The 13,848-nt window shown below is 38.6% G+C and carries 12 protein-coding genes; 3 read left to right on the top strand and 9 right to left on the bottom strand.

Translation table 11 applies throughout. The features are described from left to right. Positions 1-272: 272 nt before the first annotated feature. Positions 273-1,121 carry a M48 family metallopeptidase gene (locus PL9631_RS23705; RefSeq protein ID WP_083624201.1) on the top strand — a complete coding sequence of 283 codons (849 nt, stop codon included), beginning with the start codon at positions 273-275 and terminating at the stop codon, positions 1,119-1,121. Positions 1,122-1,179: 58 nt separating this feature from the next. Here the strand turns inward: PL9631_RS23705 and PL9631_RS23700 are convergent, their stop codons facing one another. From PL9631_RS23700 to PL9631_RS23665, 6 genes are all read right to left on the bottom strand, one after another. Further along, positions 1,180-1,785, bottom strand: coding sequence for an SRPBCC family protein (locus PL9631_RS23700; RefSeq protein WP_083624200.1), 606 nt, complete (start codon positions 1,783-1,785; stop codon positions 1,180-1,182). A gap of 83 nt (positions 1,786-1,868) precedes the next feature. Continuing rightward, positions 1,869-2,060, bottom strand: coding sequence for a hypothetical protein (locus PL9631_RS26855; protein WP_156090672.1), 192 nt, complete (start codon positions 2,058-2,060; stop codon positions 1,869-1,871). Between the two features lie 155 nt (positions 2,061-2,215). Beyond that, positions 2,216-4,675 (bottom strand): WGR domain-containing protein, encoded by a 2,460-nt coding sequence (locus PL9631_RS26350; protein WP_197046479.1) that lies wholly within the window; start codon positions 4,673-4,675, stop codon positions 2,216-2,218. A gap of 243 nt (positions 4,676-4,918) precedes the next feature. Then, a complete protein-coding gene (locus PL9631_RS23675) occupies positions 4,919-5,314 on the bottom strand; it encodes a type II toxin-antitoxin system VapC family toxin (RefSeq protein WP_083624197.1) in 396 nt (131 codons plus the stop codon). A gap of 21 nt (positions 5,315-5,335) precedes the next feature. Then, the gene (locus tag PL9631_RS23670; protein ID WP_083624196.1) at positions 5,336-5,614 is read right to left on the bottom strand and encodes a hypothetical protein; all 279 of its coding nucleotides are present in this window, start codon (positions 5,612-5,614) and stop codon (positions 5,336-5,338) included. Positions 5,615-5,842: 228 nt separating this feature from the next. Beyond that, positions 5,843-6,370: a hypothetical protein gene (locus PL9631_RS23665; RefSeq protein WP_083624194.1), complete on the bottom strand. Its 528-nt coding sequence runs from the start codon at positions 6,368-6,370 to the stop codon at positions 5,843-5,845. 147 nt (positions 6,371-6,517) lie between these two features. Between PL9631_RS23665 and PL9631_RS23660 the strand changes: the two genes are divergently transcribed. Then, entirely contained in the window at positions 6,518-8,158 is a 1,641-nt protein-coding gene (locus tag PL9631_RS23660) for an NACHT domain-containing protein (RefSeq protein ID WP_083624193.1), read from the top strand. 37 nt (positions 8,159-8,195) lie between these two features. On the opposite strand, the gene PL9631_RS23655 is transcribed toward PL9631_RS23660, so the two are convergent. Further along, positions 8,196-9,278 carry an IS630 family transposase gene (locus PL9631_RS23655; RefSeq protein ID WP_083616166.1) on the bottom strand — a complete coding sequence of 361 codons (1,083 nt, stop codon included), beginning with the start codon at positions 9,276-9,278 and terminating at the stop codon, positions 8,196-8,198. Positions 9,279-9,535: 257 nt separating this feature from the next. Here PL9631_RS23655 and PL9631_RS23650 point away from each other — a divergent pair, with 257 nt between their 5' ends. Further along, a complete protein-coding gene (locus PL9631_RS23650; protein ID WP_083624192.1) occupies positions 9,536-10,840 on the top strand; it encodes an NACHT C-terminal alpha/beta 1 domain-containing protein in 1,305 nt (434 codons plus the stop codon). 181 nt (positions 10,841-11,021) lie between these two features. On the opposite strand, the gene PL9631_RS23645 is transcribed toward PL9631_RS23650, so the two are convergent. Further along, positions 11,022-13,253: a DUF4912 domain-containing protein gene (locus PL9631_RS23645; RefSeq protein ID WP_083624190.1), complete on the bottom strand. Its 2,232-nt coding sequence runs from the start codon at positions 13,251-13,253 to the stop codon at positions 11,022-11,024. A gap of 219 nt (positions 13,254-13,472) precedes the next feature. Further along, on the bottom strand, positions 13,473-13,784 hold the full coding sequence (locus PL9631_RS23640; RefSeq protein WP_083624188.1) for a DUF2973 domain-containing protein: 312 nt from the start codon (positions 13,782-13,784) through the stop codon (positions 13,473-13,475). Between the last annotated feature and the right edge of the window lie 64 nt (positions 13,785-13,848).

Raw genomic sequence — 13,848 nt, 5'->3', positions numbered from 1 at the left:
GTCCTGGTTATTTTAGATTGAGAAACCTAGTTTCTGGGATCTGCGTCGATCAGTTTAAATGCCCTGTGATGCGGTTTTTCTACCTCTAATCCTAAATCTGGTTTTGAGATCTCCTTGATAGATTTGTTGTTGGACTGATGGCCTCATTAGGAAGCGCTATAAGCGCAACAACGATATGGATTTGTTGTTGGACTGATAGCCCCCTGATGAAGCCCTATAAGCGCAACAACGGGTTTTTGACTATAACCTGTAAATTCTCACCTGTACTCATTATGTTAAACCGCTTTTCAATTACCCGATCTTTACGTCATCGTTGGTTATATCCTGTGATTTCAATAACTCTTACCCTGAGTATTGTATTAAGTTCAACGATCGCCACCTTGGCAATTCCTTTACCCGAGTTAATCTTTAGAGGAGTTCAAGTTATTCAATTATCGAATTTATCTGCACGACAGGAAATGGCGATCGGAGAACAAATTAATCAAGAATTACTCTCCAAACAAGTTAAATTATTTCGTAATCAAGACGCTCAAAACTATATTAACCAAATTGGTCAACGTCTAGCTCAAGCCAGTGATCGGCCTAATATTCCCTATACTTTTCAAGTAATTGATGATCGCAATGTTAATGCGTTTGCCACCATGGGCGGGTTTGTTTATATTCATACGGGTTTAATTGCGGCGGCCGATAATGAAGCGGAATTAGCCAGTGTGATGGCCCATGAAATCGGACATATTGCCGGACGTCATGCGATCAAACAAATGCGTCAAGCGGCCATTGCTGCGGGAGTGGCTACGGCCGTCGGTGCGGATCAAAACAAATTAGTTCAAATTGGGGTAGAACTAGCCTTAAACCGCCCTAAAAGCCGTGAAGCTGAATATGAAGCCGATCGCATGGGTTTAGGAACTTTAATTCGTGCCGGTTATGCTCCCCGAGGCGCCGTTGATTTTATGGCTAAACTGTTAAAAAGTGGCTCTCCCCCAACCATTATTAGCACTCACCCCGCGACCGGCGATCGCATTTCTGCCATGCAACGACTTTTAGATCCGAGTATGCTTAACTCCGGTTATGGGTTAGATAGTAATTCCTATCGCGCCACTGTTGAACGCATTTTGTCTTAATTCAATCCAAATTAGGGAGAAACCCCATTTCTCCCCCCAAATCAATCTAATCTGATCACTAATTTCGACTTTCTGTTTCTTTTTTAATCGCCTCTAGGGTTTGTTTCAAGCTATTTTGATAGATATTATAAAATAAAGTTCGGCTGGGAGTAGAACCCGGATCAACTGTCACTTGATGCTCAATTAAAACTTGTTTGGCAGAAATCGGTTCAATTTTCCAAGTTCCTTGTAAGGCTTTTAAATCCCCATCAACCAGTTTAAAATCAATTTGTTTAGGATAGGTTTCTGTCGTAGCAATTTTAACTCTAGTTTTTTGATTAAAAATAAACGCTTGAATTTGATAGACCTGTTCAAATACCTTATGATTGCCTTCGGTTTTTAAGACTTTACTACTAATCACATTGGGCAAAAATTGATCAAAATTATTATAGTCAATTAAAACTTTCCAAGCTGTATCCGCAGAACTATTTACCACAATTTTAGCAATATATTGACCCTCTTTTCCGGTTACAGTTGCTCCTTGAGTTGACACCGAAATCAAATTGGGATTAACTAATTCAGCCATAGCTAAAGGGCTACTGACTAAATTTAAACCTAAACCGAGAACAGAAACAAATGTGATCAAAACTTGATTAGATTTTGGTGGCGTAAAATTAAAAGGCATTGGTATTTTTAATCGTTTATTGAGGAGAAACGCAAAATTTTACGGTTCCATAGATTCTGTTTATTATAGCAGAAAAAATAGCCCTAATCTACCCAATAAATCGTCACCCACCAAGCCCCAAATCCTGAACCCATCCAGCCCAGTAATACCATCCAAATAAACGTCATGATCGCCCGACCCGTTGCCGCTCCAATGGCCCCGGCTTCGGGTGGGCCCGTTTTACGATCATCCAGCCAGATAATAAACCCATAGAAAGAGGCCCCAGCTATAGCCATCAGTAGAAACCCAACTATCCCACCCACCGGAATTAAAAGCAGACGACTGGACAGCCCCACCCGCGCAAAAGCACCCCATAGAATGAATAGGGTTGGACTAACCAGCACGACCAAAGGCAACAAAAATTGAATCAAAGTGCGTTTTCTCAAGAGATTTAGCCACAGGCCCAAACAAAGGCAAACTGATCTTTATGGGTTTTACATTGCAGAATATGGGCAATTCCCAAATCACCAAACCCATAGTTAAGGTTTTCGTACGAAGCCAGTTGAAACACTTGCCGCATCGGAGCCTGACAAACGGGACAGCCTGGACACTCCACACCCTGAACCCAGCGCGGGTAGCCGCCCAGCTTATCACTTTCATCGGTGGGGTATAGCTGATCGTAGTCATCCGAATCATCCAGACCGAAACGCTCCACCACGGCATCCCACAAGTCATATTCCTTCAACCGCTCCCAACCATAGACCAGTGCCACCAGTTCATCAGGGTCGGGATAGTCTTTAATTTCTAGCCATTCGGTGATGGTCTTAGGGGGTAAAGAAGTTCCATAATCTTCTCCATCGATTCGGGGTAGGGATGGAGTTGAGCCCAGACCCACGGGTTGTACCAGACGAATTCTGACGTTTTTAATTAGGAATGGAACTCTACCATAATAAATTGTTCCTTCTTCTACCTCAAACCCACACTGATCAGACACACAGTGGAACATTTGCAACAGACCTGTACCAAACTCCTCACGGACAGGTTCTGGCAATTGACTCAAATTCAGTTGAACAAACAGTTGCATCGGCTCGGCGCAACAGGGACAAGCGGGCCAGGTTTCATCTATTGCCAGCCAGGGACGACCGGAAAACTTGGAAGCGAGGCGATCGCCATCCCCTTCACTCACAATAGGTTTCCAGGCGGGACGAACAAATTGGGTAATATCGAGATTAGAGTTAGCCACGGGTTCAGATATATTGACGGATAAAATGGGCAGACTCCCATGGGAGCAAATTAATCGCAGACGATCAATGGCATCCGGTGGGATGCGATGTCGGTAATTACAGAGGAAGCTATCATTCAAATAAACAGCCAATTGGGTTTCCTTCACGACAATCTTCACCGTAAAGGTTTTACCCACAGCCATCTCTGGGGGGAAAAGTAGTCTTTCCTCCGGCCCCCAATTCTCAACCTTAGTATTTTGGACGATTTGTCCTTCACTCGGACGCGCATTGAAGTGATAGGCGAAAATTTCCCCCGCCATCAGGTTAAAAGAGAACCAAGAATTAGGGGAGATCGCAACAATTTCCACAGTGGAGCCGGGTCGGAAATTGACAATATTCCAGTAAACATCTTCCCCGGGTTTAACAGTTAGAAGAATTCCCGGGGTTGTCGGGGGAGTTCTTTCCTCAACTATCGCTTCGGGACGGTGATTGCTCATGGCAAACCAGCCTCCGGTATCGCCTCCGGCCCATCCTTCCACACCAAAGGTTTCACGACATAAGGCTTTGAATTCTGGGACAACACTAATATCTTGATTTTCGTAACCCGCCGGATGAAAAATTCTGCCAATATATCTACCCTTAAGCCGAATCTGTCCTACCACATAGATCCCGCCCCCCACTGAATATACAGCCTTGGCCGGATTTCGTGAGTAAAACGCCACATATCCACCATCCGCACCGGTGTACTGATTGACGGTCGGCAAAATTTGCTCCTCAATTCTATTTGTCCCACCAGCATCAGTGCCCACGATACCCCGATCACTGATAAAAACGCGAAAATCCTCCGGTAGCCAGTAGGGAATGGATTCTTGGTTGGGAGGTTCTTTTACTACTGGGGGTGCTCCAGAAGATTTGGATGGGCTGGGCTTGCCTTTTGGGAATAGCACATAGCCTTTTTTCAACTTTTCATTGATTTTTTTCTGGGCCGCAGCTAGGGCTTTTTTAGGACTGTTATAGGTGCTGTGGTCGGTTTTTCCAGACGCACCAATGCGCCCATAGCCAAACGTGACCGTTAATCCACTCACCGTGACTTCATAGAATTTGTGGGACTTGTTATCGGAGAATTCTAGGTAAATGGGTTCGTTGATATGACCGGGTGCGTAGTAAGGGTCATAATAGCGAATGGTGGAATGGTAGTAGTCTTCGGCTGCTTCTTCGGAATCAAACTCCCGCAGTTCGTCAGACAAGACATTTGCACCATAACCCGTATGAATAAATCTGACCTGGCGACCCTCTCGGGTTATATTTCCATAATTAGGCATTTTACCCGTATCGATCTCAAACTGATAGTTATTTAGATCGGGCTGAGGTAGAGGATAGCAGGGAAAGCGATGATTGCCTGATTTACGACTGGGAACTAACACATTCCCACCTAAGAAAAAATTCCCATCCGCTAGGACATACAATTCTTCAGTAAAAGCCGGGTTTGTCCAAGTCAGGAAAACGGAGCGAGCATCCGGTGAGATGGTGTAATGACCCGAACGACTATGGTTTAATATCTCACAAGTGCCATTGAGTTCAAATAAATAAGGGTATTTCTTCTGTTGCATCCAGATGGAACCCGTTAGTTTTTCCTGAAGATATTTTGCTGGTTCAGAGGATAATTGAGGTGAGGGATTGCTAGGCATAGACACTTGGGTATTTTTATAGTCAAATATAACTCAACTCCATTAAAGATTGGATAGTATTTAACTTTTGAGATCAATTATAATGGAGCTTTGACACTCCCACGTCTGAATGATATGGGATTCTTTAGGAATTTCGCCCTAAATATGCCACCAGAGACAATTACTTGTCGAGCCAGTATAATAATTTTTAAAACTGCTGATTATTGCGGCGCAACTTGTACTTGTAACTCAAAATAAGAATTATTAACCTAGCCAATTTTCGATCTGTAACTTTGAGATTTCAATAAAATGACGAGTATTGTTTGTAACAATAATATCTCCTCGTGAACGAGCGATCGCTGCAATTATAGCGTCAATTTCTCCCGTAGGTTTTCCTTGTTTTCTGAGTTCTCCTTGAATTTTCCCAAATTCAACTGCTGCTTGTTGATCAAAGTCAATAATCATTGGAATCAAATTTAAAAAATGGTTGATTCTGGTAAGATTTTGTTCTATTTGTTGAGAACAATAAGCACCTTTATAGAGTTCTGCAATTACAATAGTAGGAACATAGCATTGAGAATACTTCTGATAAAATATTGTTAAAACTTTAGAATTAAGATTATTAATTGCTATACAAATATTGGTATCTAGTAAATACATAATAACACAATCCTATAGTGATTATAATTCAATTTTCCGACCTAAATAACAATGACGTTCTTGATCAACTTCTGTCATAATTTCTAAAAAATCTTCTTTTCCCTCCCAAGGAGTAGCTAAAAATTCTTTCATCTGATTTAGTTTATCCTCTAGGGTAATTTCTTGAATAGATTCTTTTTGATTAATCTCGGAATCTCCTTCTCGTATTTTTCGAGCAATATTTTCTAATAACCATAGTTTTTCGACTAAGGATAAATTATTGATGGATTTTTCTATTTCTAATAATTGTGGTGAGATCATGTTAAATTGTCCTTTAAATTTAGATGGGTTTAAACTTTTGATATAAATTATAGCAATAGAATTAACTATAACACGATAATTCCCTGTAATTGGCAGGGTTCCTGTTATTTGAGCATTAGAATTATTATTGCTAATTCATCATTCTGTTGCCATAGTTCCCTATTAGGTGTAAAAACAGCTAAAGGGTGTGCAAACATAATGCTGACACCCCAACTAATATCAAATAAGTTAGAGACACTGATTCTTGATCAATCTCGTTAATGCTTCCCAACCGTCTCCAGTAAACGGATTATAAAATACTTCTTCTGCGCTATCTGTCCAAAATCTTAATATTCTCGGATAATCTGCATATCGCGCATAAATTAATGGAATACCCGTAGGACGAATAATATTAGCTTTCATGCGATCGCGCTGTTGTGCATCTGGCCAATCATGAAACGGTGATTGACATTCCACTAATAAACACGCCTTGCGGCAATTCTCTCCTAATTTTGTACTCATCACCGTAATATCCAGTCTGGATTTGACCCAAAACTGCCAAAGTTCTTTCGGTAAAAATGTATGTTCCCCCTTATTGCAAAGTAACTGCAAGGGAAACTCAAAATTGTACCAATATTCATTTCCTAAAACTCTCCGCAAGATCTCTCCAATGGATAAAGCATAAGCATTAACCATTTCTCCCCGCTCAAAGGGTAAATTATCGGAGAGATCGGCAGAAACGTCAGGTTGAAAAAGATTGAGTTGAAATGCTGTCATAGTATTTATGAATACGACAATTTCACCCTATCAATTTTCTCAATGATAATACAGATCAGATGACCGCAGATAATCTGCCCCTATCTGCCCTTGGTTTTCCAATAAAATTTATCTAAGATTGAGTTAATTCAACAAGGTTCGGTATTTATGACAATTCCCCCATCCCGTATTCCTGCAAGTATTGACGGTTTACAAAAAATTATAGATGCAAAAGACCATCACCCAACACCAGAAGGTAAAAAGTGGACATATAAACGAATTGCTGACACTATTTCACAAAAAACTTATATTTCTGAGGATACCGTTGAACGTTTTTTTCAAGGAAAAGCAGTTTATCGATCTAATGCGCGCCTGATCTCAGAAGTTTTTGGTTTTTCCATAACAGACATCTGTAACTCTGATGACTCAGAACAGTTAGAAGAAGCCATTTATATTGACTGGCGAGAAATTTGTCAGGAATTACTAAATCAAAGAAAATGGTTAACAACAAATCCCCTAACAACTGGAGTGCGTTTTAAAGTTGATGATATTTTTATAAAATTAGGTGTAGTCGAAAAAGCAGACAAGCCTCAATATACTCCTGATAACCATACTTTGCCATTATCTACAAAGAACAATGATGATAAAGTTACGCCAATTAGCTATGACGACTTTTTTACAAAAGTTTTGAAGGAAAAGCAAAGTGCAAAAAGTCAAGGAAGCCGTATTGCAATTATTGGTGAAGCAGGAGCCGGAAAAACTACCCAACTGCAAAAAATTGGAGAATGGATTTTAGAAAAAACTGATGATATTCCGATTTGGATATCGTTGACTGAAATAGGAGAAAAATCTATTAATGAATATTTACTGAATGATTGGCTGAGAAATGCAACTCAGGAACTAGAAACTGCACCCCAACACTATCAAGATGAACTCGGAAACTTGTTAAAAACTGGAAAAGTTTGGTTGCTTTTAGATGGGGTAGATGAAATGTCTGTTTCTCATCCACTCTATCAAATTGCAACTCAAATGAATGAAGGATGGTTACAAAATATTCGGGTTGTGCTGACCTGTCGGTTAAATGTTTGGGATATGGGAAAAAATTCACTGGATGGATTTGACGTTTACCAAAACTTAGATTTTGACTATCCAACCGAAGTACATCAGTTTATTAGTAACTGGTTTAAGAATAACTATGAGCAAGGAGAAAAACTGAAGTCAGAACTTGCAAAATCAAATAAGAAAGTTATTCAAGATCTTGTTAAAAATCCTCTTAGCTTAACCTTACTGTGTTATAGTTGGCAACGGCAAGAAGGGGAACCAGAACTTCCTGAAATTAAAGCCAGGTTATATGAGTGGTTTGTTGATGCTTTCTATGAATGGAACAAAAATAAAGTTCAAGTCACCCTAGATGAAATAGTACGGCAAAATCTAAATAATTTTTTAGGAGAACTTGCTAAAACTGCTCTTAACCAAGAAATATCTCGGTTTCGGCTATCTCAGAAATTTATAACTCAGTTTCTAGGAAAGGATGAGCAAAAAATTTTATTATTTGATTTAGCTGTTAAACTTAACTGGCTAATTCCCATCGGTGTTGCACAAGAAAACCCGCTTGAATCTGTGTATGCGTTCTTTCACCCAACTTTTCAAGAATATTTTGCAGCATTATCAATCAAAACTCGGGACTTTTTCCTCCCTTCTAACCATATTGATAAACCTGTTAAAGATAGCCAGGGTGAATACAAACGTTATCGAGCTTTTGAACATGAATGGAGAGAAGTTATTTTGCTGTGGGCAGGAAGTAAGTAGGTGGTCATAAATAAAGTCAATAATAGAAAAAGATTGTTTAGGATAATTCTTGAGAGTTACTCAGGGAATTAAATCGCAAGCGATCGCAGGTACAATCATTTCTTTCGTTTCTATCTTCAATGGCTTGAATCACAGCTTGGCTCAAATCATATTCATCTTCAAACATTCTTCCCGCCAGTTCATGAGTTTTTAATTGATGCCATTCTGGTTCGATTTCATTTAATTCAGGGCTATAAGCAGACAGGAAAAAAAATTCTAATTTTTTGTCTTGCCACTCCCTTTCTTTTTCTTGTATTTTTTGACTTTTATGGACGCTATAGTTGTCTTGAATCAGTACGGTAATTTGTCGAGTATTTTGAAAATGCTTTTCAGCTTTTTCCGCTTGCCAATCTATAAATTTTATGTAATTCTCACTTGTAATTCCTGACAAACTTAAACCGTACTCAAAACTTTTTCCTTTTTCTAATACTCCAATTACATTCAATCTTTTTCCTCGCTTTTTCGTCTGGTTTATTTGTTTCTGCTTCCCCTTTTTTACATAGGTGTAACTCACAGGACTCCATAAACAAAAACCTGCCTCATCTAAATATTTTAATCTGACCAAACCCTCTTCTTCATAACGCTTTAACGTCTCCAAATCTCTTTTCTTGCTCGCTGTTTTTTCGGGATTCTGTTTTTTCTTTAAACTGGCTTTTGTTCTTTTCCAGCGCCAGTCTTTTTTTTTTAAGATTTTTCTAATTCTTTCTGCGCTTAGTGCGATCGCTCTCTCTCGCAGAAGTTTTTCCGACAGTTGACGGCTATTATAAGTTCTTTCATCTGACTCTATACAAGTTTCTAAATATTCTATATCTTCTTCTTTCCACCTCCGTTTTCTTCCCGAACGAGGAGCATCAAATAATCCTTCTTTTTCTTGATTTATCCATCGAGTTATTGTTTTTCTTACCATGGCTTCTGAACACCTTAAAGTCTGGGCTATTTTTGAGACCATCCATCCTCCATCACTAAACATTAATATATCTATTCTCTGCCTTGTTCTTTTCGGAACTTTCTCTTGCTGATACAGAGTTAGTAGCTCTTGTTTTTCTTCTTCTGTTAGTTGAATTCTTAACCTCAGTGGCATGACTATTCCTCTGATATTTCTTCATTTCTTATTTTAACTCTATTTATGACCACCTACTTAATCATATTGAAGATCCACTCAAAGAAGAATTTGCATGGGCATTAATAAAATTTAAAGATGGATGCAATAATATTTTTAATAAACATTATCACTACAGATTATTAGAAGATTTTTTATTCAATTTTAGAAACACAAGTCTTAATGATATCACTTATGAACATATAGATCATGAGGATAATTATGATTACCGATTACGTTTGTGGGATGAATGGAATAAATATCAAGAACAATTCGTAATTTATGGAATTTTTTTTGATAAAATAACTGATGAAATCTGGAAAATTAAACATGCACAAGATGCAATTGAAGAAGATCTAATTTATTACTTAAATATTTGGATGCACTTTGAATACATAGAATCTTTTATAAAAACCGAATATCCAGAAAAATATGAATTTTGGCTATTGGTTTATCGAGAGTTGTTAATAGAAGAAAAACTTTTAACAAAAAATAAATCCGAAGTAGATAAACTTAAGAATTTATTTAATAACAAACTTAATAATATATTTGCTTTAAGTAATGTTAGTGAGTTACTAGAGTTAATCAATCCCAATAATCATCCTTTTATTAAAGGCGCATCAATAGCAAGATTAAAAATGCTGATTCGTTATGAAGAAGTAGGCAATGAGCAGGAAATAATAAACTTGTTACTTAAACAGCTAAAATCAGCGGTAAATTCCGAGATGAAATGTGCAATTTTATATCTTTTAACTTATTATCATTTAACTTATTTTCCTGTTCAAGATTTACAAACGGTTCAACAACTTATTGATTTATTATCAATTCCCCAAAATAAAATAACAGTCAAAGCAATTGTATATAGTTTGTATGCCATCAATATAAATCTGGCTGAAAACACAGTTTCAAAAATTGAAGCAAAAAGGTTAATAGTTTCAACGATGGGTAGATATGTCAATTATCAAAATAATGACGAATCCAGTTCAATTTATCAACTAGCTTATGATGTTGCTGCTGAATGTTCTGAACATTTTAGATATGAAGAATTTTGGGAAGCATGGCATAGTCAAATTTCTATTCCAACCTTCAAACCTCAATTGACTGACCTTGCTCAACAACTGAAACCGACAGAAACCGTTTATCCGTTAGTGATTAATAGCCTAAATTTAGCGACTGAAACTAATGAAGAAGCGATCGCAAATTTCCTTTCAACTAAAATCTATAAACATCCGCAAGTGAATATCTCTGGAAAACCGCCAACAGTTCGTAATGCAGCCGAACTTCAACAACACCTATTCACCATTCAAGATGAATTACAAAAGTCTAAATTAGCCCTCATTCTTTGTATTCAAGATCGTGTAGGAATATATCAAGAACCCACCCCCGAAGCTCTCGCCGTTTCCCTAAAATTAGTTGATAAAGAACTAGGATTCTATATTATTTGGATTACAAATCAGCCTCTTGATATCAGTCTTCAAGGCTTTCCACCAGAGCAAGATAATCTCATCGGAGCTATTCAAGCTGGATTAGAAAAACTAACTTAATCCTCAAGATCTAACCTTCTTCACCCATCAATTATCAAAGATTTAAAGGTATTGTTGTCTCTATAACCAAGAACAACATTTTTCAATCTTGTTAATATCCGGTGAATAGGGTAGTCATTAAATAGGCTGTCAGTTTTCACTAACAGCCTGTTTAATATCTAAAATTAATCTTGTAGAATTGTTAGAGTTTGAAAAAGGTTTTTCCTCTGAGGTCTTCATCCCAAGGAATATTAATAAATTGGTAATTTTCCCAGTCCGTCGGATAAATGGGGGGGATATGAATATGATTAGATCTGACTAAGACTAACCAACGTCCATCCAGCGTTAAATAACCCAATTCGGCAATATAATCTCGATCACTCATGGCAATAGGAATATGCCATTCTCTAGCCATCTCATCACACTCATATTCCTGCACCGACAATGGCGGTTGGGTATCAAGATCAATTGCAGTGACATCATAAACCCGCAGGAGAAGGTGTTTCCCGCCTTGGTGACGGATATGTTCTTTATGTTCGTTAGGAATATCCCAATACGCATAGGCCCAATTTGGATCACGGGGTAACAGGAAAATCTGACTCTGACCATATCCCTCGGGTAATGGTGCAAGTCCCTGGTCTACATCCGCAAGGGAGGGTTCAAATTTTATTTCTTTTCCTACATTAAATTTAGTAGCTGCTACGTCTGTTTCTGAACGAATCTCTTGATGAGGTACTCCTAATTCTATTACTTCGGTTTCCGGTTTTAGTACCTCTGAAACCGATATTTCCGGTTCCGTTAACTCATGAGTAACCGGAGCAACCGTCGATTCTAATTCCGTACTATCCGATTCCACAATAACAGATTCATGCTGAAAATCAGGTTCAGATTCTACTATTTCTGAAACCGATATTTCCGGTTCCGTTAACTCATGAGTAACCGGAGCAACCGTCGATTCTAATTCCGTACTATCCGATTCCACAATAATAGATTCATGCTGAAACTCGGGTTCCGGTTCTACTATTTCTGAAACCGATATTTCCGGTTCCGCCAACTCATTATCAATCGGAGCAACCGTCGGTTCTAATTCCGTACTATCCGATTCCACAATAATAGATTCATGCTGAAACTCAGGTTCCGGTTCTACTATTTCTGAAACCGATATTTCCGGTTCCGCCAACTCATTATCAATCGGAGCAACCGTCGGTTCTAATTCCGTACTATCCGATTCCACAATAACAGATTCATGCTGAAACTCGGGTTCAGATTCTACTATTTCTGAAACCGATATTTCCGGTTCCGTCAACCCATCACTAACCGGAGCAACCGTCGATTCTAATTCCGTACTATCCAATTCCACAATAATAGATTCATTCTGAATATCAGGTTCAGGTTCTACTATTTCTGAAACCGATATTTTTGTTGTCAAAAATTCTGCAATTACAGCTTCAGCTTCATTCGGGTCAATTTCCTTAATTAATACGACTTCCGAAACTTCCTCAATTTCTCCATTTTCAACCGGATAAAATCCCGGTTCAGGAGATTCTGATGAAATCAAAAATTCTGCCTCGGATTGAGTTTTAACCTGATCTTCATCTTCTAACAAAATTGATTCTTGATGGGGAATAGCGATCGCAGAATCTAAATTATCTGCCTCCGATTCCATTAAACTAATAGATGCTCCTTGGGGTTGAAGATTTTCTTCTAATTCAAACGTTTCTGTATGATTATCTTTCTTAATAATAGTACGAGGGAGAGAAAAAGTAGTAATAGTTGGAGAAAATGGAGTTTTTAAGGGTTCTATAAACTGCTTATTAATAGTTGGAGAAAATGGAGTTTTCAGGGGTTCTGTCAAACTGTTAAAATCAATTTGATTAGAATTTTTCTGAGGTTGCTCCCCTGTAACATCGGGTTTTGTAGATGAGGGAACAGAAATAGGGTCTTCTTGTTTTTTGACTGGGGACTTAGAACGTTGAGCTTTGAATTGTAAATTGACCCATAAACCCAAAAATGGAATCACAGGAAGTAACCACCACAACCAAATGGGAATTTCTCCTTCCGTCGCCGGAACTGTTGTGGGCTGCATTTGGGAAGATTGCCCCACTAGGCTATCATTGTTGGTGTTAGCTGGGGATAAACGCGGGTCAATCTGGCTCAGAGCAATAGGAGACTTAGCAATCAACCTAACCGCCGAATTAGATCCGGATTTCAGCTTGAAATCCCCTGGATTTTGAACACTCCAGTCCTCTGACTCCGACTTAATATCAATATTTCTCACCTGTCCGCGAGACCATAAGGATGACTCTGAAAGCGCGGAAGAAGTGACGCTAGAGTTGGAGTTCCACCGAGAGGTCGCCCAGGCAACCGGACTCGTCGCTATTGATAACAATAACGTTAAGGTGACTATCGATGTATCTTTTTTGTTTAACACCATAGATGGAATCGCAAGCTGATAATTCCTAATTTAACTGAAAATCACAGGTTAACGATCAATATTTAGGTTTAATCTACCAGAACATGGAACCATGGAGAACTGTGGGGAACTAGGGCTAACTCCTTGAGAATATTATATAGGCTGGGCGACCTACCCACACCCCATTCTATCGAAACGGGTGTGGGCTTTCCCACTTCAACTTAAATTTTTTTATGATTTTTATTCTTCGTCACGGTTATCATCCCCATAACCCGGAGAAGATTCATATAAATTATCTAATTGATTTCGCGCATCCTGAACGGATAAAGAGCGCATTACTAACAAAGGTTCATTAATTAAATTTCCGGTGTCATCGAGTAGTTCTGGATGGAGGACTTTTCCCCTTTGTCCCGAATGATTTAACCCGCCATAGTTGCGAGGATCATGAAGTTTATGGGATTCCATCCCCACGGTCAAAAGACTCTGAATTAAATTCCGAACAGCCAGAAAAGCCAGAATTGTAAAAGCCAAGACGTAAACTAAGTGTAACATTTTTATCTCCTTAATGCTAGGGTTTATTCGGTTAATTTACAGCGATTTTTTAATAGAAAGGGTA

The organism is Planktothrix paucivesiculata PCC 9631, from assembly GCF_900009265.2.
GTDB lineage: Bacteria > Cyanobacteriota > Cyanobacteriia > Cyanobacteriales > Microcoleaceae > Planktothrix > Planktothrix paucivesiculata.
Note: the sequence above shows the minus strand (reverse complement) of the source record. Positions and strands in the feature narration are given on the sequence as shown.

Coding starts and splice junctions, on each gene's coding strand:
- PL9631_RS23705 (WP_083624201.1), top strand. CDS start 273: ATGTTAAACCGCTTTTCAATTACCCGATCTTTACGTCATCGTTGGTTA.
- PL9631_RS23700 (WP_083624200.1), bottom strand. CDS start 1,785: ATGCCTTTTAATTTTACGCCACCAAAATCTAATCAAGTTTTGATCACA.
- PL9631_RS26855 (WP_156090672.1), bottom strand. CDS start 2,060: ATGGCTATAGCTGGGGCCTCTTTCTATGGGTTTATTATCTGGCTGGAT.
- PL9631_RS26350 (WP_197046479.1), bottom strand. CDS start 4,675: ATGCCTAGCAATCCCTCACCTCAATTATCCTCTGAACCAGCAAAATAT.
- PL9631_RS23675 (WP_083624197.1), bottom strand. CDS start 5,314: ATGTATTTACTAGATACCAATATTTGTATAGCAATTAATAATCTTAAT.
- PL9631_RS23670 (WP_083624196.1), bottom strand. CDS start 5,614: ATGATCTCACCACAATTATTAGAAATAGAAAAATCCATCAATAATTTA.
- PL9631_RS23665 (WP_083624194.1), bottom strand. CDS start 6,370: ATGACAGCATTTCAACTCAATCTTTTTCAACCTGACGTTTCTGCCGAT.
- PL9631_RS23660 (WP_083624193.1), top strand. CDS start 6,518: ATGACAATTCCCCCATCCCGTATTCCTGCAAGTATTGACGGTTTACAA.
- PL9631_RS23655 (WP_083616166.1), bottom strand. CDS start 9,278: ATGCCACTGAGGTTAAGAATTCAACTAACAGAAGAAGAAAAACAAGAG.
- PL9631_RS23645 (WP_083624190.1), bottom strand. CDS start 13,253: ATGGTGTTAAACAAAAAAGATACATCGATAGTCACCTTAACGTTATTG.
- PL9631_RS23640 (WP_083624188.1), bottom strand. CDS start 13,784: ATGTTACACTTAGTTTACGTCTTGGCTTTTACAATTCTGGCTTTTCTG.